This window comes from Corynebacterium sp. MSK012 (assembly GCF_030232435.1).
Taxonomy (GTDB): Bacteria; Actinomycetota; Actinomycetes; order Mycobacteriales; family Mycobacteriaceae; genus Corynebacterium; species Corynebacterium jeikeium_D.
In genome coordinates, this window is record NZ_JASPJU010000009.1 from 135,788 (window position 1) to 160,226 (window position 24,439).

Below are 24,439 nucleotides of genomic sequence, written 5' to 3' on the forward strand. Positions count from 1 at the left end.
GTCAGCCGTGCCTGTTTATGCGACGGCGACGTCCATCTCGGTGAAGAGAGCCCGCAGGCGGGTTTCGATATCGTCGATAAGCGACTGCAGCTCATCGTCTGTGAGACTGTCCGGATCTGCGACATCCCATTCCACGTAGCGGTCGCCGGGGACTGCTGGTGTCTCGTCGATGCCCATGAGCACGACAACATCGGCGCGGTGGGAAACGCGGGGAGTAATCGCCTTTTGGGTGAGGCGTGAGGTGTCCACGCCACGGTCGTGAAGAGCCGCGACGACGCGAGGGTTCAGGCCATCCTCTGGATTGAGGCCGATAGTGCGGATAAAGACTTCGTCACCAACCAGGTGGTAGGCCAGGGCAGTGGCAATCTGGCTACGGCCGGAACCGCGACTATCGGCAAAGAGAATCTCTTGGCGCGGGGCGAAGTCCTTGCATCCGCTCGCGGCCTTGATGCGTTCGGTGGCCTCGCGTTCGGCGAGGACGGGGAGGAAGTTAGTCACCTTCGCAGAGTTGGACAGCTCTGCAATGACATCGTCGAGGATGGAATCGATGGTCGCAGCATCGCAGGCTGCACCGTAGAGCCGGTGAAGGTCCTCGCGGACAATGGCAAATGATTTACTAAGAACGGATGCGGTAGTCATGGCGTCGGAGCCTCTCTGTGAAAAAGTAATCAGGGGTTTTAGGGATAAATCAATAACTTAGTTAACCTGTTGTTAACCTTGAGTTTACCAAAGTATTCGGTAGTTGTATACCAGTGCTTCTGCCTATCCAGGCAGTTTTCTTGGGGTAAGTGGCAAACATCGATTCCCAGCGCCTTAAAATGTCCAACTATGGAACAAGTCTCACCTTCGACGAAGACCCCGACCGTTGCCATCCTTGATTACGGCTCCGGTAATTTGCGTTCAGCTGAGCGCGCTGTGGCCACCACGGGTGCCGAGGTTATTGTGACCGCCGATCCGAAGACCGTGATGGAGGCCGATGGTCTGCTCGTTCCCGGCGTCGGCGCCTATGCCGCATGCATGGAGGGTTTGCATCGAGTACAAGGGCCGCGCCTGATCGGCTCTCGACTCGCAGGTGGTCGACCAGTGATGGGAATCTGCGTCGGTATGCAGGTGCTCTTTGACCGCGGCGTCGAGTACGCCGACGGCATCCACGCAGCGGAGACCGACGCATCCGCAGCTGTCACCGGCACCCCGGGTTGTGGTGAATGGCCCGGTACTGTCGAGCGTCTCGAGGCGTCGATTCTGCCGCACATGGGCTGGAACACGGTTGAAGTACCGGAAGGCTCAAAGATGTTTAAGGGACTGGAAGATCAGCGTTTTTACTTCGTCCACTCCTACGGTGTGCGCAAGTGGGACCTTGATACGGATTCTCGCATCGCTCCGCCGCTGGTGACGTGGTCTGCCCACGAATCCGATCGGTTTATCGCAGCCGTGGAAAACGGTCCGCTGTGGGCCACGCAGTTCCACCCTGAGAAGTCTGGTGAAGCAGGGTTGAAGCTGCTGCAGAACTGGGTGGACACGCTGTAGTTGCCCAATCGGTAGTATCTGCCCTAACCGCACTACCTGGTAGGTGGCGGAATTTCGCCACCTAGACCACCTATACTGAGATAACTAGCAACAAGCGTCGTGGTGACTATGGCCACAACGCCCAAAGTCGAAGAGAGTAGAGCCCCCATGAGTTTGACCCTGCTGCCCGCTGTAGACGTAGCCGATGGCCAGGCTGTGCGCCTTGTTCAGGGTGCTGCTGGAACCGAGACTTCCTACGGTGCACCGCTGGAAGCTGCCATGAATTGGCAGAACGCAGGCGCTGAGTGGATCCACCTGGTCGACCTCGACGCCGCGTTTGGTCGCGGTTCGAACTACGACCTGCTTGCCGACGTTGTGGGCAAGCTCGACGTGAAGGTAGAGCTCTCCGGCGGTATCCGTGACAACGCTTCGCTCGAAGCTGCGCTGGCCACCGGCTGCGCCCGTGTCAATATTGGCACCGCCGCACTGGAGAATCCGGAGTGGTGCCGCGAGGTTATCGCCAACTACGGCGACCGTGTAGCCATTGGTCTGGATGTTCTTAACGAAGAGGGGCAGTGGCGCTTGCGCGGCCGCGGCTGGGTCTCCGACGGCGGTGACCTCTGGGAGGTGCTGGAGCGCCTGGATGCTCAGGGTGCATCCCGTTTCGTGGTGACTGACGTCTCCAAGGACGGCACCCTGCAGGGGCCGAATGTGGAACTGCTGCGCGAGGTCGCCGCTGCTACCGATGCTCCAATCGTCGCTTCCGGCGGTGTCAGCAGCCTGGACGACATTGCAGCTATTGCCACACTGGTCGATGAGGGCGTTGACTCCGCAATTGTGGGTAAGGCGCTCTACGCAGGGCGTTTCACCCTGGAAGAGGCCCTGGCAGTAGCTCGCGGCTAAAAAGAACACTTTCGTGGCCGGACCGGGGAGACGTCGTCAAGCGAAAGCGTTAACGAGCAAACGGCACCCCGGCTGAGACGGCGGATGAAGGACTTAGAAAGTATGGATGCCCTGGAACCGCGGGCGATGCTCGCTATTGCTGAAGCGGCGCTCGATGAGGTTGAAGGCCTGTTCACGCAGCAGGTGGGTGCGGACCCGGTTGTCATGAAGCCGCGCGGGGATTTCGCGACGGAGACCGACCTGGAAATTGAGCGTCGTCTGCGCCAGCTCCTCACGCAGTATTCCGGCCTGCCCGTCTACGGCGAGGAATTCGGTGGCAAAGTTCCCGAGGAACATACCGCCTGGGTCATCGATCCGATCGACGGCACCACGAACTATTCCAACGGCTTTCCACTGTGTGCCATGCTGCTCACGCTCATGCATGAGGGGGAGCCGGTGGTCGGAATTACCTCCATGCCTCTGCTGCGCCGGCGTATTACCGCAGCTAAAGGTAGCGGCACATTCGTCAACGGCCGTCGCGTCAACATCGATGCCGAGGCCGGCCGCCCGGTTTCGATTGCCTTCGGCTCCGTTATCGCGAGTACCGACGGCACACTCCCGCGCAAGTGGCGCCAACTGCTGCTGTCAAAGGTGGGCGAGCGCTATCCAACGATTCGAATTACTGGCTCTGTCGGCGTGGACTTGGGCTCCACCGCGATGGGGGCATTCGGTGGCACGGTGACTTTCTCACCGCATGTGTGGGATAACGCAGCTGGTGTACTGCAGATTTCCGAAGCTGGTGGCGTGGTCACAGACTTGGCGGGCAATCCCTGGCGGCATGATTCCGTAGGCGTGCTGGCGGGAACTCGAGATGTTCATGCCACGCTGCGGTCGATTATTGACCAACTGGGTCGTCCGGAGACTTTCCGGAGCTAAACCGTGGGCGACGCCCCTGAGCTGGGTGGTTGCGCAAACCGTCGAGCCACAACTTTGAGCTAACACGAGGAGAACTTAAAAACTATGTCTCTGGCAGTACGCGTGATTCCTTGCCTGGATGTCAACGATGGGAGGGTCGTCAAGGGGGTCAACTTTGAGAATCTCCGTGATGCCGGCGATCCGGTGGAGCTGGCCCGCCGCTATGGTGAGGAGGGCGCTGATGAGCTGACCTTCCTGGACGTCACGGCTTCCAAGGATGGCCGTGGCACCATGCTTGACGTGGTGCGCCGCACCGCAAGTGAGGTCTTCATTCCGCTGACGGTCGGCGGTGGCGTGCGCAGCGTCGAGGATGTCGATCAGCTGCTGCGCGCCGGAGCTGACAAGGTCAGTGTCAATACCGCTGCGATTGCACGACCGGAACTGCTCAGCGAGCTGTCGCGCCGCTTCGGTGCGCAGTGTGTCGTCCTGTCGGTGGATGCCCGCCGCGTTCCCGAGGGAGGCACGCCGCAGCCGTCGGGCTTCGAGGTGACGACGCACGGTGGTTCACGCTCGGCCGGGATTGACGCCGTCGAGTGGGCACGCCGTGGCGAGGAGCTCGGGGTCGGCGAGATTCTGCTGAACTCCATGGATGGCGACGGCACCAAGGATGGCTTCGACCTGGAGCTGCTGGAGAAAGTCCGCGCTGCCGTCGACGTCCCGGTGATCGCCTCTGGCGGTGCGGGCAAGGCAGAGCACTTCCCCCCGGCAGTGCGCGCCGGTGCCAACGCGGTTTTGGCCGCATCCATTTTCCACTTCGGCGAGGTCAGCATTGCTGAGGTTAAGGAAGAGATGGCCCGCGAGGGGATCGAGGTGCGCCAGTGACTGGTCTAGCCCCGGGCGCTGCAGCTCACGGCTCCGGAGACGATCCGCGTGAGTACACGCTCCCAGCAGATATCGCGAACATCGCCAAGTTCAACGCTGACGGCTTGATTCCGGCCATTGTGCAGGAAGAATCCACTGGTCGCGTGCTCATGATGGCGTGGATGGATTCCCACGCGCTGGCGTACACCATCGCTACCAAGCGCGGCACTTACTGGTCGCGCTCCCGGTCCGAGTACTGGATTAAGGGGCTTACTAGTGGCCATTTCCAGACCGTGACATCGCTGGCGTTGGACTGTGATGGCGATACCGTGCTGATGCAGGTAGTGCAGGACGGCGCGGCATGCCACACTGGCTCGCATAGCTGCTTTGACGTGCATCCCGTGTTCGAGGGCTAATCAGTCGATCCGGGTTGCCGAGGTGGGGATTTCGTCGTCAAGCGCGCCCACCTCCGGTGAAGTCCGGGGTTAAGTGATGTGCAATCCGGGGTGCGTGGCACAATAGCGGCTATGACTCGTATCACCATGACCACGCGTGAGCGCTTTCGTGAACTGGCTGCACACCATCGGGTCGTGCCCGTGGTTCGCAAGGTTTTGGCGGACGGCGAAACGGCGCTGTCGGCCTACCGCAAGCTCGCGGCCGATCGTCCCGGCACTTTCTTGCTGGAGTCCTCCGATGTGGGGCAGTCGTGGTCGCGCTGGTCATTTATCGGTTGCGGCAGTCGTGCTGCGCTGACGGTGGATGATGCGGGGGAGGCAACCTGGATTGGCAATGCGCCGTCGGGTGCGCCAGAGGGCGGAAATCCGTTGGATGCTCTGCGTCGCACGCTGGAGCTGCTGCACACGGAACTTCCGCTTGCCGACGATGCCTCGGTACCCAAGCTCACCTCTGGTCTCGTTGGCTACTTCGGGCATGACATTGTCCGCTCCATCGAGCCACAGCTGCCGGATACCACTGACGATGATTTGCAGATTCCTGAGCTCATGCAGTTGCTGGTGGAGGACCTGGCTGCTTTTGACCACCACGAGGGCGTGCTGTGGCTGATTTCCAATGCTGTCAACTGGGACGGCTCGGATGAGCGGATTGACCAGGCGTATGACACCGCCTGCGACCGTGTCAATGCGATGGTGGAGCGGTTGTCAGAGCCTTCTGATCTGCGTCCGGCGGAAGTTAGCTTCCCAGAGCCGGTAATTCGCCGCCAGCGCGCCGCCGAGGACCACATGGATCGTATTGAGCGCTGCAAGGATCGCATCCGCGCCGGTGATGCGTTCCAGATTGTGCTCTCGCAGCGGTTCGAAATGGACACGCAGGCCTCCGCTTTTGATATCTATCGCATCCTGCGGGTTTCCAATCCGTCGCCCTACATGTTCCTGGTCAACGTTCCAACCAAGAACTTCTCCGCTACTGCTTTCCAAATTGTCGGTTCCTCCCCAGAATCACTCGTGGCAGTTCAGGGCAGTGAGGTCATCACCAATCCCATCGCGGGCACACGTCCGCGCGGTGCCACGGTGGAGCAGGACAATGCGCTGGAAGCTGATTTGCTGGCAGACGAGAAGGAAAATAGTGAGCATCTGATGCTCGTTGATCTTGGCCGCAATGACCTCGGACGTGTCTGCCGCCCGGGCAGTGTAGTTGTGCACGACTTCCGTCATATTGAGCGCTACAGTCACGTTATGCATCTGGTCTCTACGGTCACCGGCGAGCTTTCCAGCGACGCCACTGCCGTCGACGCGTTCGCGGCCACCTTCCCAGCGGGAACGCTGTCGGGTGCGCCGAAGCCTTCCGCGCTGAGCATTATCGACAAGTTCGAAGACACGCGTCGGGGTGTTTACGGCGGCACTGTTGGATACTTTGACTTCCGGGGCAATACCGATCAGGCAATTGCCATCCGCACAGGTGTGAAGAAGGGCGATACGGTCTATGTTCAGGCTGGCGGCGGAATTGTCAGTGACTCTGACCCGGTGGCAGAGGATGAGGAGACCCGCAACAAGGCCGCGGCCGTGCTGCGAGCTGTCGCGGCAGCTGAGACACTAGTCCCAGCGGAAAGGAGCTAGGTTTTCGATGAAGTCGACAACGATGCTCTCCGGTGGCCTCATTGGTGTGGCCGCAGCGGGAATGTGGTTGTGCAGCCGAAGTGCGTGGCTGACGGTCGATACTGTTGATGACAAGTCCGGTCCGGCGACCACAGATTTGGTGGGCGCCGTCTGGGCTCCAGAGTTGACGTCGATTGCGCTGGCAATGGTGGCTGCACTGTTTGCCACCACCATTTTGGGCTCACTGGGGCGCCGTATCGTCGGTGGTCTCGCGGCGCTGCTCGCAATTGCGGCGTCGTGGACTCCGATGACTCTGCTTGCCAGCGGAGAAGACGGTGTGGACTCCCAGCGGGCACTGGATTTGTTGACGTCGGGAAGCGCCTCACAGCGCGCCAGTGATGCGGTGACTGTGGCAGACTGGGCGCAGATCTCAGCGATTGAAGTGCATGCGATGGGGCCATCCCTGGCCTTGCTGTGCTGCGCATTGGCGCTGGTCGGGGCGGTAATGTTGGTGCGTCGACCGGGTACTGTGAAGAAGCAGAAGTCCAGCGCGTATGAGACCCCGGAGGTACGCCGTCAGCGTATCGCCGAGGACCTGGAGGAAGACCCGCAGTCGGGTCGAGTTCTGTGGGATGCTTTGGATGCCGGTGTAGATCCTACGGATCTGGATAAGGAGTAAGGCCGTGGCTAACGTTCTGGACAAGATTATTGAGGGCGTGCGGGAAGATCTCGCTGCTCGGGAAGCCAAGATTTCCTACGGTGAAATCAAGGAGCTCTCGCTGAAGGCGCCGTCGCCAATTGATGCCGTGGCGGCACTGGCTAAGCCCGGGGTGCAGGTGATTGCAGAGGTCAAGCGTGCCTCTCCGTCGAAGGGAGAGCTGGCTGACATCCCTTCGCCGGAAGTTTTGGCCGCAGAGTACGAGCAGGGTGGCGCGGCTGTCATTTCCTGTCTGACTGAGGAGCGACGCTTCCGCGGTTCGCTCGCCGACCTCGATGCCGTGCGCCGCGCGGTGAACATTCCGGTGCTCCGCAAGGACTTCATCGTCACTCCGTACCAGGTCCATGAGGCCCGCGCACACGGTGCCGACCTGGTGCTGCTGATGTGCTCCGCTTTGGATCAGCCGACGCTGGAGTCCCTGCTGGATCGCACCGAGTCGCTTGGCATGAACGCTCTGGTTGAGGCGCACACCGCAGAAGAGGTCGAGCGTGCCGAGGCCGCTGGTGCCAAGATCCTCGGCATCAACGCTCGCAATCTAAAGACGCTCGACGTGGACCTCTCCGTGTACGAACGTCTTGCGCCGATGCTGCCGGATCATGTTGTGAAGGTGGCGGAGTCCGGTGTTAAGGGGCCGGAGGAACTGCGCTACTACGCCTCTCACGGTGCCGACGCGGTGCTGGTGGGCGAGGGCCTGGTTACTGCGGGCAAGCCGGGTGAGGCTTGCCGACGTCTCGTTGCCGCCGGTGTCCACCCGACTCTCCGCAGCGAGTAGTGGTGGTCCGCGGTTGCGATAAGCAGCTGCATCGCACCGCGAACTCCGCCTCTTTGGTTGCCAGCCACACCTGTTGTGTTGGCACGCCACAGTTTCTTAGGCCTTATGTCCCCGCAACGGGTGGGGATAGTCCACAATAGATAACTGTGAGTGACCAAGATTTCAAGAATCATGATGCCCGCGGTGACCGCCTGCCCACGATGGGTGAGGTAATCGCGGAGACAACGAACCACGAGTCAGATGCCATTGGGCACTGGGGTAAGTGGGGCGGCCAGTTTGTGCCGGAGGCGCTGATGGCCGTTATCGGTGAGGTCACCGATGGCTACGCGAAGGCCCGCGTTGATCAGGATTTTCTCGATGAGCTTGACCGGCTGCAGCGTACTTATGTCGGACGTCCCTCGCCGCTGTACTATGCGGAGAAGTTCTCCGCTGATATCGGCGCTGACGTCTGGCTTAAGCGCGAGGATTTGAACCACACCGGTAGCCACAAGATTAATAACGTCTTGGGTCAGGTTCTGCTTGCTAAGCGCATGGGTAAGAAGAACATTATTGCCGAGACCGGTGCCGGCCAGCACGGTGTCGCAACCGCGACTGCCTGTGCGCTGCTCGGCCTTAACTGCCGTATCTACATGGGCAAGGTCGACGCAATCCGCCAGCGCCTTAATATCGCTCGCATGCGTTTGCTTGGTGCCGAGGTTATCGAGGTCGAGATTGGCTCGAAGACTCTCAAAGACGCAATCAATGAGGCCATGCGTTTTTGGGTTTCACACGCCGATGACACCTACTACTGCTTCGGCACTGCAGCCGGTCCGCACCCGTTCCCAACAATGGTGCGCGACTTCCAGCGCATCATCAGCGCCGAGGCACGCCAGCAGATCCTCGCGGAAACCGGCTCGCTTCCCGACGCTGTCGTGGCCTGTGTCGGCGGCGGTTCTAATGCAATCGGCGCGTTCCACCACTTCATCGATGATGAATCGGTTCGCCTGATTGGCGCTGAAGCTGGCGGTGACGGTGTTGAGACCGGTCGCCATGCAGCACCGATTTCGGCCGCCGGTAATCCGGGTGTGTTCCAGGGCTCCTTCGCCGCCCTGATGCAGAACGAGGATGGCCAGATTACGGAGTCCCACTCGATTTCCGCCGGTCTGGATTACCCGGGCGTGGGGCCAGAGCACTCGTACCTGGCTGATATTGATCGCGCGTCCTACCTGCCGGTGACCGATACCCAGGCGATGCAGGCATTCCAGGATCTGACTCGGATGGAGGGCATCCTGCCCGCTATCGAGTCCGCACACGCGGTGGCTGCCGCCCGACTCATCAGCGGTGATCTAAATGAAGAGCTGGGCCGTAAGCCGCTGATTATCGTCAATGTTTCCGGTCGCGGTGACAAGGATGTCGACACCGCTGCTAAGTGGTTTGATCTGATGGAGGAGTCCTAAATGAGTCTGAGTGACGTCTTTGACAAGGTCCGTGAGGAAAACCGCGCAGCATTTATCGGCTATTACCCAGCGGGTTTCCCGACCACCGATAAGTCGATTGAGAACATCAAGGCGATTGTCGACGCTGGCGCCGACATCATCGAGGTTGGCCTGCCTTTCTCCGACCCGATGATGGATGGCCCAACCATTCAGGATGCCGCCAACGTGGCTCTGGATGCGGGCTTCCGCACCCGTGAGATTATGCGCGTGGTCCGCGAAGTCACCGAGCACGGCGGTACCTGTGTGGTTATGAGCTACTGGAACCCGATTCTCCAGTATGGTCCGGAGCGTTTCGCCGAGGACTTGGCCGCCGCTGGTGGTCGTGGCACCATTATCCCGGATCTCATCCCGGAGGAGGCCGGCCAATGGCAGCGTGCAGCTGAGGCCAATGGTCTGTCCAACATCATGTTGGTGGCCCCGTCATCGACCAACGAGCGTCTGCAGCTAACTGCCACTGCGTCGACCGGCTTCGTCTACGCCACCAGCCACATGGGTGTCACAGGTGCCCAGGCCAGCGTCGACTCGGCCGCCGGCAAGTTGGTTGCCCGCACGCGCGAGGTCACCGATACACCGGTGTGCGTCGGTTTGGGGGTCTCCAATGGAGAACAGGCCGCGGAGATTGCCGAGTTTGCAGATGGCGTAATCGTTGGCTCGGCACTGATCAAGGCCGCGATGAAGAGCACCGATGACCTGGTAACGCTCGCCCGTGAACTCGCCGCGGGCGTACGAGGAGAGAGCTAGCGCATTTATGAGTTCCACCCTTGTTCTCGCCGAGACTGCAACCACGTATCTGGCCAACATTCCCTCTCCGCCGCAGGGGGTGTGGCAGTTAGGGCCGCTACCACTGCGCGGTTACGCGATTTCCATCTTGATTGGCGTACTCGTCGGCATTTACTGGATGCAGCGCCGCTACGCGGCCAGGGGTGGAGACCCGGAGTTGGTCCTCGACATTGCCATTGCGGTCATTCCTGCGGGCATTATCGGCGGCCGTCTCTACCACGTCGCCACCGACTGGGAGAAGTACTTCGGCCCCGGCGCCAATCCCGCCGATGCACTGAAAATCACCAATGGTGGCCTCGGCATCTGGGGAGCGGTGGCGCTGGGGGTGCTGGCCGCGTGGGCGGTCGCCAAGTGGCGGAAGGTACCGTTTGCGCCAGTTCTTGACGCGGCCGCACCCGCAATCATCCTTGGACAGGCGATTGGGCGTCTGGGCAATTGGTTCAACCAGGAACTCTACGGTGGCCCAACGTCACTTCCGTGGGGCCTGGAAATCTACCAACGAGTTGATGAGTTTGGACGGGTTGCCCCTGTCACCGGAACGTCGACAGGCGAAGTGCTGGCCGTGGTGCATCCAACGTTTCTCTACGAGATGGTGTGGAACGTCCTCGCCTGTCTGGTCATTGTGTGGGCGGACCGAAAGTTCAAGATGGGCGGAGGACGCGTCTTTGCGCTCTATGTCGCGGCCTACACTTTGGGGCGTTTCTTCATTGAACTCATGCGCGTCGATGACGCAACGCTGATATTCGGTGTGCGTATTAATAACATCACGTCGCTCGTGGTCTTTTTCTGCGCTGTCATTGCTTTGTGGATTCTGCGGTCCAAGAGCCGCGAAACCGCAGCTGAAGTCAGGGGAGAGCGCGAGGCTGCTGAAGCTCACAGTGCTTCCAACTGACGCATAGCCCGTTAAGGGACTAGGCTGGAGGCCGTGCTTAGACGAACGAAGATTGTATGTACCCTCGGTCCAGCAGTTGCTTCGCTGGAGGGGATTACCGGGCTGGTCAACGCCGGCATGGATGTTGCCCGCCTGAATTTCTCTCACGGTGAGCATGAGGACCACGCTCAGAACTACCACTGGGTGCGTGAAGCATCCGACGCTACGGGACATGCCGTCGGTATTCTCGCCGACTTGCAGGGACCAAAGATTCGCCTCGGTCGTTTTAAGGAAGGCTCGACGTATTGGGCTGACGGCGAGATTGTCCGCATCACCGTCGACGATGTCGAAGGCACGCACGACCGCGTCTCCACCACGTACAAGAATCTCGCTGACGATGCCCGTCCGGGCGATCGCCTGCTTGTCGACGATGGCAAGGTGGGCCTGGAGTGCATCGAGGTAGATGGCAACGATGTGGTGTGCCGTGTCATCGAGGGCGGTCCGGTCTCGAACAACAAGGGTGTTTCCCTGCCGGGGATGAACATCTCGGTGCCGGCTCTGTCAGAGAAGGATATCGCCGACCTGCGCTTCGCTCTGAAGCTGGGAGTCGACTTCATCGCGCTGTCCTTCGTCCGTTCGCCTTCCGACGTCGAACTGGTCCATGCGGTCATGGATGAGGTTGGCCGTCGTGTCCCGATTATCGCCAAGCTGGAGAAGCCAGAGGCAGTCGAGTCTCTCGAGGCCATCATCCTGGCTTTCGATGCCGTGATGGTCGCCCGTGGTGACCTTGGTGTTGAGGTGCCGTTGGAAGATGTTCCGCTGGTTCAGAAGCGCGCTATTCAGATTGCCCGCGAGAACGCCAAGCCGGTCATCGTCGCCACCCAGATGCTCGACTCCATGATTTCGAACTCGCGCCCGACTCGTGCGGAGGCCTCCGACGTGGCCAACGCTGTGCTCGATGGCGCAGATGCCGTGATGCTCTCGGGTGAGACCTCGGTTGGTAAGTACCCGCAGTCCACGGTTAAGACCATGGCTCGCATCGTCACCGCCGCTGAGCGCGAGGGGGAAGTTCCTGCGCTGACCCACATGCCTCGCACGAAGCGTGGTGTGATTTCCTACGCAGCTCGCGATATCGGTGAGCGCTTGAATGCCCGCGCTATGGTTGCTTTCACCACCTCGGGTGATACCGCTCGCCGTGTGGCACGCTTGCACTCTCGCCTGCCGCTGCTGGTATTCACTCCGAATCAGCAGGTTCGTTCGCAGCTTGCGCTGACGTGGGGTGCGGAGACCTTCTTGGTGCGCGAGGTTAACAGCACGGATGAGATCATGCAGGTCATCGATGAGCAGCTCTTGACCATGGAAAACTACAACGCTGGCGACACGCTGGTCGTTGTTGCTGGTACCCCTCCAGGAAATGAGGGCAATACCAACATGATTCACGTCCACGTTATTGGCGAGGACGCTCGCTAGCTCTCTGGCGCGTTAGGAAAAGCCGGTAAGCCCTTTTGGGGCTTACCGGCTTTTTGTAAGAGCCTTTCGACCTGGGGGGTTAAGTAGCAAAACTGACAACCCGAAAACTGAGCTGTCTTTTTTGGCGCGGTGCGCGGTGGCAAGCGGCCGGCACGCAGCCCTTACTTTGCCAAGTAGGACAGTACGGCGGCAGCGGCGGCAGAAGTCGCGGAGGTAGCCGTCGGCTCGAAGTCCGGCAGGAATGTCGGCATGTGATTCGACGGTACGTCTTCGACCACGCGGTCGGCAGCAACGGCGGCTTCCCACGTATCCCGAGGTGTGGCGCCAACAGTCCAGTAGACATATGGGCAGTTCAGCCCACGCGGCAGGTCTGAGAAGTCCTCCGACGCGGTCCACGGCACAGCATCGGTGGAATCGTCGCCGAGCACAGCGTCCATGACCGGGCGAATCGTGGCAAACGCCTCCGGATCATTGTCAGTGACTTCGCCGTGATCGGAGTACTCAATCACAGGCTCAACCTCAGTGCCGGAAGCCAGGCACTCGCCACGAACAACGCGCTCAATGCCCGCAACGAGCTTCGCGCGCACATCGTTGGAGTAGTAGCGAATATTCAGCACAATCTTGGCCTGGCCGGGGATTGTGTTATTCGAATTGCCGGACTGCAGCGTGCCGACGGACAAAACACCAAACTCGTGGGGAGGAATCTCGCGCCCCACAATTCCTTGCAAGCGCAGAACGATTGCGGCAGCCAAGTACGTCGGGTCAATGGCGTTGTGCGGCATAGATCCATGTGCGGAGCGACCTGTCAGCGTGATGCTAATGGTGTCACAGCCAGCAAGTGCCGGGCCGGGCATGGTCATTACCTGACCTGCGGGGCCGGGAACAATGTGCTGGCCGAAGCACACATCTGGGGTGGGGATGAGGTCTGCCAGGCCGTCGTCAATCATAGCCTGTGCACCACAGGCTAGTTCCTCGGCGGGCTGGAACAGGGCAATGAAAGTACCCGACCACTCAGACTTAGTTGCTGCCATCAGGCTAGCCAGACCAAGACCGGCCGTCATGTGCATGTCATGGCCACAGGCGTGCATGACGGCGGTGGCAGAACCATCGCGGGCGGTACCGGTGGCAGAGGAAGCGAAATCCACACCTGTTTCCTCGAACACCGGAAGCGCATCGATATCAGCGCGGAACAGCACGGTAGGGCCGGGGCCATTTTCCATGACACCAACGAGGCCGTGACCACCGATTCCCTCATACACCGTGTAAGTGCCCATGTCGCGAAGAGCACCGGCCAGATACGCGGCAGTTTTCTCCTCCGCCTGAGATAGCTCCGGGTGCTGGTGCAGGTAACGGTAGATTTCCCACTGCCTGTCCAATGGCACTCGATGAGTGGCGATGAGGTCGCGAATGCGGCTCAGTCGTGCTTCATTGTTGCTCACCTGGATTAAGACTCCTAACTTCTCTCTACTCTGTGCCAGAGAACTACAGTCGCGACCCGTCTTCGACGAGCGGGTTGTACTTCAGCGAGTTTGGCTGGCACTGGCACTCGGTCGCAATGTGAATGCTGTCCGAAATCTTTCCGGTCTCCCGTAAACGGTACATCTCCGGGACAACGCGGTCGCGCAGATCCCATGGGGAGATGGTGTTCAGATAAATCTTGGTGCCACCTTCAAAACCGGCCAAATTTGAGGTGCGCCACTTAATCATTACGCGCCACGGCATGCGGGCATCCAAATCGACAGGGCGGTGGTGCCATTCCTCGTTACACGGAATGGTGGGCCCGGCAGCGGCATGACATGCGTGAATCAGGTCCGACATTGCGTCTATCTCAGCCCGGGTTTGCAGCCACGGTTCGCAGACATCCGACTTCGAGAAGATCTCCAGCGTCGGGTAGCGGTGTCCGAATCCTGCGAAAGCCACCGCGTGCTCGTTTTCCGCAATAACCAGGTTGTGGCGGGCCGCATAGTCCACTGCGTATTCGTTGTAGATATTCGGGTTCTTGCGCACCGCCTGCACTTCGCGCTTGAGCTGCTCGCCGTGCTCATCGATGGCCACAAGCTGCTTGTGCAAGTGATCGAAGCTTGCGCCTGCCGGTTTCAGCCAGTTTTGGAAAGCGGCCACATAACGCACGTAGCGGTTCCGTCGGTACAGGTCAGCAATCGACTCGACGGTAAACGCAATGAGTGCGCGGTGCTCGGCAACGCTCAATGTGCCAGAAGAAGCCAGCTGGTTATCGTGGGTAGCGGCGTCGACAAAGTGGCGACGGGCAACAATCACATCGTGGCCGCCGGCGAAATAGCTTGGGGCGCGGCGCAGCAATTCCTCGTCGGAAAGCGCGTTGATTTCCTCTTCACTGCGTCCAGCGGCGCGGTATCGCGTGCGAATGATGTTGAGCACGTGCTCGCGGCCCTTCGGGTCATCGAGGTAGGCCTCCATGCGTTGCTGAGTTTCGCGGTCGGGCTCGAAGCCGTAGTTTTCCGACCAATAGTCATAGGAGACGATCTCGAACAGGTTGGGCACGCGACGGAACTCCGCAGTGGTGTCGAAGAGCTGGTCGGGCAGTACTCCGGTCACCGTGCTGTAGCCGCCGAATACCGATTCGTCGAGGACAACACGGGCCTTCTCAGGCGGGGTTTGCAGCAGGTTGTTCCAGCCAAAGGAGTCGCGGGATCCAAAATCCTCCTCGCTCAATGGCTGCGGATCCGTGTGCTTAATTCCCAACGGCCGATTGCCACGACCTGGGACTGTCCACACCTGGGTACCGGAAAAAGGATTGACTTGCTTCACCGTGCCGTCGGCAAGCGTGATGAGGGGATTGCTGAAAGCCTGCATAAGTCCAACACTACGTCTTTGCTGCCGGTCGGCGCGCCAACGTAGGGGGACAGGGGCTTGACGACGGTTAGCTATTGTCTGGCCGTCTCGCGTGGCTTAGCCTGTGAAGTTATGTCGAAGATTGTTTTTCACTGCCTGGTGAAGCCGACCGAATCGGAGGCGCTGGCCGAGGCATTTCGTACCAAGTTGAGTGAGTTTGACCGCGCCGGGCGAGTTAGTGACGTGGATGTTTCGGTGGCGTCGGCGGACACGGACGCGCAGTTGGTGGAGCAGTGGGAGCGTGAGAACCCGAAGGAGCCGTTGGGGGATAGGAAGGTATTCCGTTATCTCTTGAGCTTCGATCAGCACGGTGGTTCTCTCAATGAACTCGCTATGGACCTCTCTGAGCTACTGACTCCGCGTGCAGAATTGCCCCCGGACCCAGTGCTGCGTGAGTTCGACGAAATGCTCGAATCTGTTGCGACGTATCCCTGGAATGTTGCCGTATTTAGGTAATTTCCTACCTAATTCGTGAAAAGTGTAAGCCTCCACAGAGTCAGTGATTGGCTTGGCCAACGGGTGTAGCGCAAATCGCTACGAGTTTTCCCAGCAATATGCCGTTGTATAATTATGTCCGCTTCAATATCTACAGTTGCCCAGTCCTTGTGCACACAACCTGTGCCACCGAGTTACGGCAACCGGGAAGTGGTCTACAACCGCTGACGGTTTGTTCTTCGTGGGCGCCATAATGGTTTCGCAGAGAGGTTTATTTTGAATATCGAGCAGAAGGTTTCGGGACTCTATGACCAGATTCTCACCCGAAACGCCGGTGAGCCGGAGTTCCACCAGGCAGTGGCAGAAGTTCTGGAGTCGCTGAAGGTCGTCCTGGAAAAGGACCCGCACTATGGTGACTACGGCTTGGTTCAGCGTCTGTGTGAGCCGGAGCGTCAGATTATTTTCCGCGTGCCGTGGGTCGATGACCAGGGGCAGGTCCAGGTCAACCGTGGCTTCCGTGTTCAGTTCAACTCTGTGCTGGGCCCGTACAAGGGCGGTCTGCGCTTCCACCCGAGCGTGAACCTCGGCATCATTAAGTTCCTGGGCTTCGAGCAGATCTTCAAGAACTCCCTGACCGGCCTGCCGATCGGTGGCGGCAAGGGTGGCTCCGACTTTGATCCGAAGGGCAAGTCCGAGCTGGAAATCATGCGCTTCTGCCAGTCGTTCATGACTGAGCTGCACCGCCACATCGGTGAGTACCGTGACGTCCCGGCCGGTGACATCGGCGTCGGTGGCCGCGAGATTGGCTACCTGTTCGGTCAGTACCGCCGTATGGCCAACCAGCACGAGTCCGGCGTTCTCACCGGTAAGGGCCTGACCTGGGGCGGTTCCCTGGTTCGTACCGAGGCCACCGGTTACGGCTGTGTCTACTTCACTGAAGAGATGATGAAGGCCAACGGTGCTGACATCAACGGTGCCAAGGTCATCGTTTCCGGTTCCGGTAACGTCGCCATCTACGCCATTAAGAAGGCTCAGGAGCTCGGCGCTACCGTCGTCGGTTTCTCTGACTCTTCCGGTTACGTCTCCACCCCGAACGGTGTCGACGTCGAGCTGCTGAAGGAAATCAAGGAAGTTCGTCGTGCTCGCGTCTCCGAGTACGTCGCTGAGGCTGAGGGCGCTGAGTTCCACGAGGGTGGCAACATCTGGGAGCTCAAGGCTGATGTCGCACTGCCGTGTGCAACTCAGAATGAGCTCAATGGCGAGTCCGCCAAGCTGCTGGTCGACAACGGCTGCCGCTTCGTTGCTGAGGGCGCAAACATGCCGTCCACCCCGGAGGCTATCGAGGTCTTCAAGGCCAACGGTGTCCACTTTGCGCCGGGCAAGGCTGCCAATGCCGGTGGTGTTGCTACCTCCGCTCTGGAGATGCAGCAGAACGCTACCCGCGATTCCTGGTCCTTCTCCTACACCGATGAGCGCCTGAAGCGCATCATGACCAACATCTTCAAGAACTGCGAAACCACCGCCGCTGAGTACGATCACGAGGGTAACTACGTGCTCGGTGCCAACATCGCAGGCTTCAAGAAGGTCGCTAACGCAATGCTGGCTCAGGGCGTCATCTAGTCTGCTAACGTTTCCGCTTTACGACGGATCCTCGGCGACCCCGCCCGTCGAAAAGCCAAAAAGCCCACGCTGTAAACTCCCTCCTATGGAGTTATCAGTGTGGGCTTTTGTCTTTATCGTGGCAACGATTTTCATCGGGGCTCTGATGCAGCGAATAGCCGGTATGGGACTCGGACTGTTGGGAGGTCCGGTCCTCTCACTGGTTGCAGGTCCCGTAGCAGGAATTTTGATTATTAACGTGCTCGCATCGGTCAATGCGATCATGCAGACCATCTCGGTGCGAGAGAACGTCGATTGGAAGAAGTTCTGGCTGATTGGCCCGGTGATGGCCTTAGGTGCGCTGCCAGGCGCCTGGGTGGTTCACAACACGCCCAGTGGGCCGCTCCAGGTGTTGGTCGGTGGGCTCGTGCTACTCGCGCTGCTGGTGACATCGTTTATGCCTCAGCGCATGCGTGTCGACGGCCCACAGTACGCCGTCGCCTCTGGTGCTGCCGGCGGTTTTATGAATACCCTGGCCGGCATTGCAGGACCTGCCATTACCGTTTACGCGCAGGCTTCCCGTTGGCCAGCGCAGACCTTTGCGGCCACCCTGCAACCGCTCTTCTTTGTTTCCGGCGCGTTGTCCTTGCTGTTCAAGGAAGTCAGCGGTGACGTATCTGTCTTCGCCACCACACCGGTTGTGCTCTGGCCGCTGTGTTTGATTGCCATGATTGTGGGTATATTTTTGGGCACCCGCGTTTCTCGACGAGTGCCCATTGTGCAAGCCCGAAAGCTCGCGGTCATTCTGGCGACTACCGGCGCGGCAGTCACTATGTTTCGTGGAATCTCCGCAACTTTTGGCGCTTAGGCTTGCTGTTCCGCTTGCCAGCCTCTCCTTGCTGTTACTTCAACAGCGAAGACAGGAAGTTGCGGGTGCGCTCGTGCTGCGGATTACCCAGCACCTCATCCGGGGTGCCCTTTTCCACGACCACGCCGTCAGCCATAAACACGACCTGGTCGGCGACTTCACGGGCAAAGCCCATCTCGTGCGTCACGACGACCATGGTCATGCCCTTATCGGCCAGACCACGCATGACGTTGAGAACCTCACCGACGAGCTCGGGGTCAAGAGCGGAAGTCGGCTCATCGAAGAGCATTAGCTTCGGCTCCATGGCCAGGGCTCGAGCAATGGCAACACGCTGTTGCTGACCGCCCGAGAGCTGAACAGGGTAGGCATCGGCCTTGTGCGCCAGACCAACAGTCTCCAGCAGCTCCATGGCACGCTTTTCAGCCTGCTCCTGAGAGACACCCTTTACCAGCACCGGTGCCTCGGTGATATTTCCCAGCACCGTGCGGTGCGGGAACAGATTGAAGTTCTGGAAAACCATACCGATATCGCGACGCTGACGGGCAGCTTCTGCGGCGGAAATCTCGTAGAGGCTGCCGTTCTTTTCGCGGTAGCCAATCAGGGAACCGTCGACGTAGAGACGGCCGGCATTGACCTTCTCCAGGTGGTTGATACAGCGCAGCAGCGTGGACTTACCGGAGCCCGAAGGACCAATGAGGCAAGTAACCGTACCGCGTGGAACTTCCAGGTCGATGCCCTTGAGGACCTCGAGACGGCCGAAGTTCTTCCGAACCTTTTGCGCCTCAACCATCAAATCTTTGGTAGTCATTTACTGCGGATCCTCTCGGTAGAAGTGCTCTTCGTCCTTATCGACAACGCGAGCATTTGCAAGCGGCACACCTTCGGCGTCGGCAAGCGCGGCCAGCTGGCGGGCGGTGAGCTGACGGGTAGCGCCGCGGGCGAAGTAGCGCTCAAGGTAGAACTGTCCGACCATCAGAATTGATGTGATGACCAAGTACCAGGTGGCGGCGACAAGCAGCATCGGCACCGGCAGGAACAGCGCATTGGCGATGTCCGTGGAGCGGCCGTAGAGTTCCAGCGAGAACGGCACTGCGATGACCAGCGAAGTGGTCTTCAGCAGGGAGATGAACTCGTTGCCCGTCGGCGGGATGATGATGCGCATAGCCTGTGGCAAGATGGTGCGGCGGACAGTCTGCCACCAGCTCATACCCAGTGCCTTCGATGCTTCGGTCTGGCCCTCCGGGACAGCCTGGATGCCGGCACGGACAATTTCAGCCATGTACGCGGACTCATTCAAGCCGAGACCGACGAACGCCAACACAAAGGTGTTGGACAGGACGGTGCTGAGATCAACCTCGGTAACACCCAGGTCAACCGTCGAGTAGATAGTGCCGAGGAGACCCCAAAAGACCAGCTGCACGTAGACCGGAGTTCCTCGGAAAACCCACAGGTAGAACCAAGCAACAGTGGACAGCACGGGGTTGTCCGACATGCGGAGTACGGCGACGATAGCACCGCCGACGATACCGATGAGCATGGCCAAGACCGTCAGTGCAATGGTCCAGCCAGCGGCAGCGGCGATTCGTGTGTCGAACAGGTACTGGAAGTAAACATCCCAGTGGTAGGCCTCGTTGCGGGCGGCACCGATGATGAACCACAGGAAGAGCACCAGCAGCACTGCTGCGGTGATCCAGCGACCCGGGTGCGGCAGCGGTTTGGCCTTAATTTCTTCGTTGAGTTCCGCCTGTGTGGCCTCGTAGCGGGCGCCAGACGCAGATGAGTCGCTCACTTAAAGTTCCTCTCCGTTAATAGTGGCGCGTTCCAAAGCACCGTCTTCCAAACCCCATGTGGTCAGGATTTGCTTGTACTGGCCGTTGTCGATGAGGTACTGCAGTGCCTGCTGCAGCACTGGGCCAAGTTCTGAATCCTTCGGAATAGCGAAGCCGAACGGGGCACCATCGTAGATATCTCCGGCAAGTTCGAGTTTGCCCTCAGAACGATTGACCGCGTAGGCACTGACTGGTGAGTCAGCTGCCAGCGCGTCAGCACGCCCCAGCACCACGGTGGTAGCTGCGGTACCAGCATCCTGGTAGGCCAATTTGTTAATTGGTGGCAAACCGCGATCCAGACAATCCTGATTCTTTACCGGCAGGTCCTCCATGTCAGCGACGGTATTGCGCTGAACAGCGACAGTTTTGCCACAGTAGTTGTCGGAGCTGGCGTCGCTGCCCGGGCGACGTGCCCACTGCAGGCCGGTATCCAGGTAGTCGACGAAGTCGTAGGTCTTGCGGCGCTCCTCGTTTGAGGTGAAGCCGGAGGCACCAACATCAACTGCGCCGGCCGACAGGGCCGGCAGAATCAGTGCGAAATCCTGTTCTTGGATTTCCAGCCGCAGATCCAGGACGCTGGCCATGGCCCGCATGAGGTCAATGTCGAATCCGATGATGGAACCGGCGGAATCCTTAAACTCTGCCGGGGCGAATGTTGGGTTGGTGCCGATGCGCAATACTTCGCGCTTACGAAGATCTGCTGGGACCTGTTTCGCCAGTTCGGGGACCGCTGCCGGTTTGATCTCTGACCAGCCCTCGGGGTTACCGCTTTCGTCATTGGTGACGCAGCCTGTAAGCCCTAAGAACAAGGTCGCAGTCAGCGTGGCAGCCGCCAATGCGATGGGTCTTTTCATATCTGAATATGTTACCTAGGCGCAGGAATACCTTAAATTCGGTACCCCTATTCAGCTGCGTCTTAGGCTGGTGCAGGAAAACCGCACACTTTTCAGACTTCCCGAGGGATAGTCAGCGCGGGTTTTCTAGTTCGCTTCAGCTGCAGCAAAGCCATTGCCAGTGACGTCGAGCGGGCCGACCGCGCCGGAGGCCGGGTCGCTCAGCGCAGCATCGCGGACAGCCTTCGCCACGGCCGGCATGACGCGCGAATCCAGCGCCGACGGGATAATGCGGTCGGCACTCAGGTCTTCTACGCCAATATTTGCAATGGCCTGAGTAGCAGCCAGCTTCATGGCCTCGGTGATCCGTTTGGCACCCGCCTCCAGTGCGCCACGGAACAGACCCGGGAAGGCCAGCACATTATTAATCTGGTTCGGATGATCCGAGCGGCCAGTGGCCACGACGGCTCCGTACTTGCGGGCGACTTCCATCGGAATCTCCGGAATCGGGTTGGCCAGCGAGAACAGAATCGGGTCAGCGGCCATTTGGCTAATCGCATCCTCGCCGATACGGCCGGCAGAGACGCCGATGAAAACGTTAGCGTCGACAAGCGCATCGTTGATCGACCCGGTGATGCCGCGTGGGTTGGTCATGCCGGCGACCCACTGCTTGATGTCGCTCAGCGGCTCGCGGTCCGGGTGGATGATGCCGCGCGAATCGACGACGACGATGTCGGACACGCCAGCGGACAGCAGCATCTTCGTCGCAGCGACACCAGCGGCACCAGCGCCGGAGATGACTACGCGGAGATCCTGGAAGCTGCGGCCGGTCAGCTTGCAGGCGTTGATCAGGCCGGCGGCGATGACGATGGCGGTGCCGTGCTGGTCGTCGTGGAAGATGGGGATGTCGAGCTCTTGGTCGAGACGCTGCTCGATCTCGAAGCAGCGAGGCGCGGAGATGTCTTCGAGGTTCACTCCGCCAAACGACGGCGCCAGCGCCTTGACCGTCTGGATGATTTCCTCTGTATTGAGGGTATCCAGGACGATTGGCACAGCGGAGATGCCGGCGAACTGCTCGAAGAGCTGGGCTTTTCCTTCCATCACCGGTAGCGCGGCCTTGGGCCCGATGTCGCCAAGGCCAAGCACGGCGGTGCCGTCGGAAACCACTGCGACGTTCTGGCCGGTCCAGGTGTAGGTGCGGGCCAGAGCCGGATCTTCGTGGATGGCCTCACAGACGCGAGCGACACCTGGGGTGTAGCCGATGGAGAGGTCGCGAATTGTCTCGAGCTTCATGGTGGAGTGGGAGCGGAGCTTGCCGCCTCGGTGTGCCTCAAAGATTTCCGCATCGGTGATGGTCGACGGATCTGTGGGGGCGGTGTCCTCCGGTACTGCGTGAAGTGGCGTCTTAGCGGAGTTCGCGTTCGCAGTGTGGGCGGAGGAGCTAGAGGGGGAATTCGCAGCAGGCATGATGACAGTCCAAAACGTGTTGAGTACTGAGTACTTTGTACTTTGAGAAAACTCGACCGCGGCGTGAGCTGCTGGTGGGCAGTGCGTAAAGCCGGGAGCAAAGCTTGGCAGGTGATACGTAGTGGTGTGCGTAAAAACTAAACCAGTCTTGCTATACGGGATTGGTATCTCATTATATGGACAGTGGGGTGGAAAATAAAATCTTTGCGGTTGGGGGAGCGGGGATTTGGGAAGTGTCGTGGGGCTGGCGGCCGCGGGCGTGATGCCGGAACCCCGGCTTTTGCCGAGTTCGACGAGTCCTGCCATGGCATCGTTTGTGTTAAGGGCTACTCAGCTGCGTCGTTTGTGATGAAGGTGTGCATCGAGCTTGCTCGGAAGCATCTTTGTTAGGAAGTGCCTTCGGTGGGGTGTCTATGTGCTGTCGGGTTCCATATGGGCGGCTGTCGTTGGAGGGGCTCCATGCCTTGGCCGCTTTTGGCCTTCTATTGGTTTGGAAAATGTTGGCGATATTATTTGCCGATATTGAGTAAGCGCTGGCCGGGGTTGAAGGTTAGTTTTTAAAGAGATTAACCAGTTCCAAGCCCTGTTCTATGGGGTAGAGGCCTGGTTTTTTCTTACCTTCAGTGGTGCCTTATGGTTCGCGAATCGAAAATATTTGTGTAGTGCGGAAAGTTGAATCCGGAGTTCCTGGGATAGTTCCAACTGACGACAGAGAGCTGTTCGTTTATTGCAACTTCTACGCAGGAGGCTTCTTACGATGTCCGATTCCACTTTCCCCCAGAACCCGCAGAGTCCACAGAACCCGTATGGCTCCCAGAATCCGTACGGCTCCCAGAATCCGCAGGATTCGCTGGGGCAGCAGTCCTACCAGCACAGCCCGCAGGATCCGCTCGGCCAGCAGCCCTACCCGCAGGGTCCGTCGGCAGCGGGGCAGATGCCTCCGGCTCCGAAAGAAAAGAAGAAGGGTGGCTGCTTCAAATGGGGTGGTATTGCCGCGGGCGCTGTCGTGGTCCTCGCTGTGGCGGCCAGCTTGACTGGTGGCGGTGACACTGAGTCGGGTTCCGATTCTGAAGCTGCATCTCTCTTTGGTTCGGAGACTGCCGTTGCGGCTGATTCTGGGACTGTTGAGAATGCCGATTTCGCTGAGTCTTCCGAGGCAGGTGTAGATGAGCAGCAAGGTCAGACGGGGGAGCAGCAAAAGCAGGATGAGAAGGTCCCGACCGAATACAAGAATGCTCTCCGCAAGGCAGAGATTTACGCGAATCGCATGCACATGTCGAAGGCCGGTATTTATGATCAGCTGACCTCGGAGTATGGCGAGAAGTTCTCACCGGAGGCAGCCCAGTATGCAATGGATAACCTTGAAGCGGACTGGAATAAGAACGCACTGGAAAAGGCGAGAATCTATCAGGATTCGATGGCAATGTCCCCGGATGCTGTTTACGAGCAGCTGACGTCGGAATACGGCGAGCAGTTTACTCCGGAGGAAGCTCAGTACGCGGTGGATAACCTGTAGCAGCGGGCTTCGTTTGTTGATGACGCCAATTGGCCAGAGTCCAGTTGGATGCCTGCTGCAAAAGGACGGCTTCCGCTTCACCAGAATGCATTTGCTGCACACTGAACGGCTGTTGGTGAAGCGGAAATCGTCTTGGCCGTTTTAATGCGTGACCGGGCAGTTGAGCGAGTGTCTGCAGCACAACTTCGGCGCGGTACAGATCGTGCCGTTTATCAACCGCGCCCGTATCGGCGACCGCGGCGGCAAATCAGAAGTAACCGCGACACTGCGCCGCTACGCAGACGCAGCCACCTATCTTGCAGAAGACATCGCTGAGTTTTGAGTCTCCATCATAGAAGAGCAGCGGCAAGCTTTGTTGAGTGGGATGTCCGAGTACGTCGATGGCGATGAAGAAGTTTTCAGAGCGTATGCTCGCCTGTTGAAATCAACGGACTCAAAAGCCATGGAGTAGCCACATTCGCGGGGTGCGAGTCCCCGCCATGGCACTGCCCCGTTCACTCAATCGGTAGTGGCGGGGTTTTCTTATGCCCAAAAACAGATTCACCCAGGAGTTAACGCAGGATTCAGCAGGCAATACGTGGCTCTTTTTTGGCTCATTTTTGGTGCAAAATACCCGTGAAAGTACGTGAAAGTGCGTGAAAAAGAGGGTTAAGTAAAGAAAAGTGTGTCCGCATGCCACCATAACCCCAGACCACACACCACAAATCACCAAAGAATAGC

General features: G+C 59.3%; 24 protein-coding genes. 17 read left to right on the forward strand and 7 right to left on the reverse strand.

What is annotated here, in order from left to right:
- Positions 1-15: 15 nt before the first annotated feature.
- Positions 16-639 (reverse strand): arsenate-mycothiol transferase ArsC, encoded by a 624-nt coding sequence (locus QP977_RS07795; protein ID WP_016422948.1) that lies wholly within the window; start codon positions 637-639, stop codon positions 16-18.
- 189 nt (positions 640-828) lie between these two features.
- Here QP977_RS07795 and hisH point away from each other — a divergent pair, with 189 nt between their 5' ends.
- The 12 genes from hisH (at position 829) to pyk (ending at position 12,301) form a co-directional block, all read left to right on the forward strand.
- Positions 829-1,527 carry an imidazole glycerol phosphate synthase subunit HisH gene (gene hisH / locus QP977_RS07800; protein ID WP_069359167.1) on the forward strand — a complete coding sequence of 233 codons (699 nt, stop codon included), beginning with the start codon at positions 829-831 and terminating at the stop codon, positions 1,525-1,527.
- Between the two features lie 147 nt (positions 1,528-1,674).
- Positions 1,675-2,409: a bifunctional 1-(5-phosphoribosyl)-5-((5-phosphoribosylamino)methylideneamino)imidazole-4-carboxamide isomerase/phosphoribosylanthranilate isomerase PriA gene (gene priA, locus QP977_RS07805; RefSeq protein ID WP_016422946.1), complete on the forward strand. Its 735-nt coding sequence runs from the start codon at positions 1,675-1,677 to the stop codon at positions 2,407-2,409.
- Between the two features lie 102 nt (positions 2,410-2,511).
- Positions 2,512-3,324, forward strand: a complete 813-nt coding sequence (locus QP977_RS07810; RefSeq protein WP_048734639.1) for an inositol monophosphatase family protein — start codon at positions 2,512-2,514, stop codon at positions 3,322-3,324.
- A gap of 84 nt (positions 3,325-3,408) precedes the next feature.
- On the forward strand, positions 3,409-4,185 hold the full coding sequence (gene hisF / locus QP977_RS07815) for an imidazole glycerol phosphate synthase subunit HisF (RefSeq protein ID WP_070866624.1): 777 nt from the start codon (positions 3,409-3,411) through the stop codon (positions 4,183-4,185).
- A complete protein-coding gene (hisI, locus tag QP977_RS07820) occupies positions 4,182-4,580 on the forward strand; it encodes a phosphoribosyl-AMP cyclohydrolase (protein ID WP_070866623.1) in 399 nt (132 codons plus the stop codon). The genes hisF and hisI overlap by 4 nt, the downstream gene beginning before the upstream one ends.
- A gap of 111 nt (positions 4,581-4,691) precedes the next feature.
- Entirely contained in the window at positions 4,692-6,236 is a 1,545-nt protein-coding gene (locus QP977_RS07825; RefSeq protein WP_284847230.1) for an anthranilate synthase component I, read from the forward strand.
- A 7-nt stretch (positions 6,237-6,243) separates the two neighbouring features.
- Positions 6,244-6,894 (forward strand): TIGR02234 family membrane protein, encoded by a 651-nt coding sequence (locus QP977_RS07830; RefSeq protein WP_088611587.1) that lies wholly within the window; start codon positions 6,244-6,246, stop codon positions 6,892-6,894.
- A 4-nt stretch (positions 6,895-6,898) separates the two neighbouring features.
- The gene (gene trpC / locus QP977_RS07835) at positions 6,899-7,705 is read left to right on the forward strand and encodes an indole-3-glycerol phosphate synthase TrpC (RefSeq protein ID WP_049170320.1); all 807 of its coding nucleotides are present in this window, start codon (positions 6,899-6,901) and stop codon (positions 7,703-7,705) included.
- Positions 7,706-7,851: 146 nt separating this feature from the next.
- Positions 7,852-9,141, forward strand: coding sequence for a tryptophan synthase subunit beta (gene trpB, locus QP977_RS07840; protein ID WP_005510336.1), 1,290 nt, complete (start codon positions 7,852-7,854; stop codon positions 9,139-9,141).
- Positions 9,142-9,921 carry a tryptophan synthase subunit alpha gene (gene trpA, locus QP977_RS07845; RefSeq protein ID WP_070429589.1) on the forward strand — a complete coding sequence of 260 codons (780 nt, stop codon included), beginning with the start codon at positions 9,142-9,144 and terminating at the stop codon, positions 9,919-9,921. It begins immediately after the preceding gene.
- Between the two features lie 7 nt (positions 9,922-9,928).
- On the forward strand, positions 9,929-10,852 hold the full coding sequence (gene lgt / locus QP977_RS07850) for a prolipoprotein diacylglyceryl transferase (protein WP_048734621.1): 924 nt from the start codon (positions 9,929-9,931) through the stop codon (positions 10,850-10,852).
- A gap of 33 nt (positions 10,853-10,885) precedes the next feature.
- The gene (gene pyk, locus QP977_RS07855) at positions 10,886-12,301 is read left to right on the forward strand and encodes a pyruvate kinase (protein WP_016422938.1); all 1,416 of its coding nucleotides are present in this window, start codon (positions 10,886-10,888) and stop codon (positions 12,299-12,301) included.
- 161 nt (positions 12,302-12,462) lie between these two features.
- On the opposite strand, the gene QP977_RS07860 is transcribed toward pyk, so the two are convergent.
- Positions 12,463-13,740 (reverse strand): amidohydrolase, encoded by a 1,278-nt coding sequence (locus tag QP977_RS07860; protein ID WP_070545573.1) that lies wholly within the window; start codon positions 13,738-13,740, stop codon positions 12,463-12,465.
- A 43-nt stretch (positions 13,741-13,783) separates the two neighbouring features.
- On the reverse strand, positions 13,784-15,133 hold the full coding sequence (locus QP977_RS07865) for a DUF4921 family protein (protein WP_070429591.1): 1,350 nt from the start codon (positions 15,131-15,133) through the stop codon (positions 13,784-13,786).
- A gap of 111 nt (positions 15,134-15,244) precedes the next feature.
- Between QP977_RS07865 and QP977_RS07870 the strand changes: the two genes are divergently transcribed.
- The 3 genes from QP977_RS07870 to QP977_RS07880 all read left to right on the forward strand — a co-directional run bounded on the left by QP977_RS07870 (position 15,245) and on the right by QP977_RS07880 (position 18,074).
- Entirely contained in the window at positions 15,245-15,628 is a 384-nt protein-coding gene (locus tag QP977_RS07870; RefSeq protein ID WP_049193965.1) for a hypothetical protein, read from the forward strand.
- A gap of 255 nt (positions 15,629-15,883) precedes the next feature.
- Positions 15,884-17,227, forward strand: coding sequence for an NADP-specific glutamate dehydrogenase (gene gdhA, locus QP977_RS07875; RefSeq protein ID WP_069359159.1), 1,344 nt, complete (start codon positions 15,884-15,886; stop codon positions 17,225-17,227).
- Between the two features lie 85 nt (positions 17,228-17,312).
- Entirely contained in the window at positions 17,313-18,074 is a 762-nt protein-coding gene (locus QP977_RS07880) for a sulfite exporter TauE/SafE family protein (protein ID WP_284847231.1), read from the forward strand.
- Between the two features lie 34 nt (positions 18,075-18,108).
- On the opposite strand, the gene ehuA is transcribed toward QP977_RS07880, so the two are convergent.
- The 4 genes from ehuA to QP977_RS07900 all read right to left on the reverse strand — a co-directional run bounded on the left by ehuA (position 18,109) and on the right by QP977_RS07900 (position 22,203).
- Positions 18,109-18,882: an ectoine/hydroxyectoine ABC transporter ATP-binding protein EhuA gene (gene ehuA, locus QP977_RS07885; protein WP_016422932.1), complete on the reverse strand. Its 774-nt coding sequence runs from the start codon at positions 18,880-18,882 to the stop codon at positions 18,109-18,111.
- On the reverse strand, positions 18,883-19,863 hold the full coding sequence (locus QP977_RS07890) for an amino acid ABC transporter permease (RefSeq protein WP_070652783.1): 981 nt from the start codon (positions 19,861-19,863) through the stop codon (positions 18,883-18,885). It abuts the gene before it with no gap.
- Entirely contained in the window at positions 19,864-20,757 is an 894-nt protein-coding gene (locus QP977_RS07895; RefSeq protein WP_016422930.1) for an ABC transporter substrate-binding protein, read from the reverse strand.
- Positions 20,758-20,883: 126 nt separating this feature from the next.
- Positions 20,884-22,203: an NAD(P)-dependent malic enzyme gene (locus QP977_RS07900; protein ID WP_070652784.1), complete on the reverse strand. Its 1,320-nt coding sequence runs from the start codon at positions 22,201-22,203 to the stop codon at positions 20,884-20,886.
- A 757-nt stretch (positions 22,204-22,960) separates the two neighbouring features.
- Here QP977_RS07900 and QP977_RS07905 point away from each other — a divergent pair.
- Positions 22,961-23,719 (forward strand): Ltp family lipoprotein, encoded by a 759-nt coding sequence (locus QP977_RS07905; RefSeq protein ID WP_083310804.1) that lies wholly within the window; start codon positions 22,961-22,963, stop codon positions 23,717-23,719.
- A 160-nt stretch (positions 23,720-23,879) separates the two neighbouring features.
- Positions 23,880-24,041, forward strand: a complete 162-nt coding sequence (locus QP977_RS07910) for a hypothetical protein (RefSeq protein ID WP_168168308.1) — start codon at positions 23,880-23,882, stop codon at positions 24,039-24,041.
- The last annotated feature ends 398 nt before the right edge of the window (positions 24,042-24,439 follow it).

What these genes read in the sequence shown, in the direction of transcription:
- QP977_RS07880 (WP_284847231.1), top strand. Translation starts at nt 17,313, where the DNA reads ATGGAGTTATCAGTGTGGGCTTTTGTCTTTATCGTGGCAACGATTTTC.
- priA (WP_016422946.1), top strand. Translation starts at nt 1,675, where the DNA reads ATGAGTTTGACCCTGCTGCCCGCTGTAGACGTAGCCGATGGCCAGGCT.
- QP977_RS07865 (WP_070429591.1), bottom strand. Translation starts at nt 15,133, where the DNA reads ATGCAGGCTTTCAGCAATCCCCTCATCACGCTTGCCGACGGCACGGTG.
- QP977_RS07830 (WP_088611587.1), top strand. Translation starts at nt 6,244, where the DNA reads ATGAAGTCGACAACGATGCTCTCCGGTGGCCTCATTGGTGTGGCCGCA.
- QP977_RS07825 (WP_284847230.1), top strand. Translation starts at nt 4,692, where the DNA reads ATGACTCGTATCACCATGACCACGCGTGAGCGCTTTCGTGAACTGGCT.
- QP977_RS07895 (WP_016422930.1), bottom strand. Translation starts at nt 20,757, where the DNA reads ATGAAAAGACCCATCGCATTGGCGGCTGCCACGCTGACTGCGACCTTG.
- QP977_RS07870 (WP_049193965.1), top strand. Translation starts at nt 15,245, where the DNA reads ATGTCGAAGATTGTTTTTCACTGCCTGGTGAAGCCGACCGAATCGGAG.
- QP977_RS07795 (WP_016422948.1), bottom strand. Translation starts at nt 639, where the DNA reads ATGACTACCGCATCCGTTCTTAGTAAATCATTTGCCATTGTCCGCGAG.
- trpA (WP_070429589.1), top strand. Translation starts at nt 9,142, where the DNA reads ATGAGTCTGAGTGACGTCTTTGACAAGGTCCGTGAGGAAAACCGCGCA.
- hisF (WP_070866624.1), top strand. Translation starts at nt 3,409, where the DNA reads ATGTCTCTGGCAGTACGCGTGATTCCTTGCCTGGATGTCAACGATGGG.
- lgt (WP_048734621.1), top strand. Translation starts at nt 9,929, where the DNA reads ATGAGTTCCACCCTTGTTCTCGCCGAGACTGCAACCACGTATCTGGCC.
- QP977_RS07905 (WP_083310804.1), top strand. Translation starts at nt 22,961, where the DNA reads ATGTCCGATTCCACTTTCCCCCAGAACCCGCAGAGTCCACAGAACCCG.
- hisH (WP_069359167.1), top strand. Translation starts at nt 829, where the DNA reads ATGGAACAAGTCTCACCTTCGACGAAGACCCCGACCGTTGCCATCCTT.
- QP977_RS07810 (WP_048734639.1), top strand. Translation starts at nt 2,512, where the DNA reads ATGGATGCCCTGGAACCGCGGGCGATGCTCGCTATTGCTGAAGCGGCG.
- ehuA (WP_016422932.1), bottom strand. Translation starts at nt 18,882, where the DNA reads ATGACTACCAAAGATTTGATGGTTGAGGCGCAAAAGGTTCGGAAGAAC.
- QP977_RS07900 (WP_070652784.1), bottom strand. Translation starts at nt 22,203, where the DNA reads ATGCCTGCTGCGAATTCCCCCTCTAGCTCCTCCGCCCACACTGCGAAC.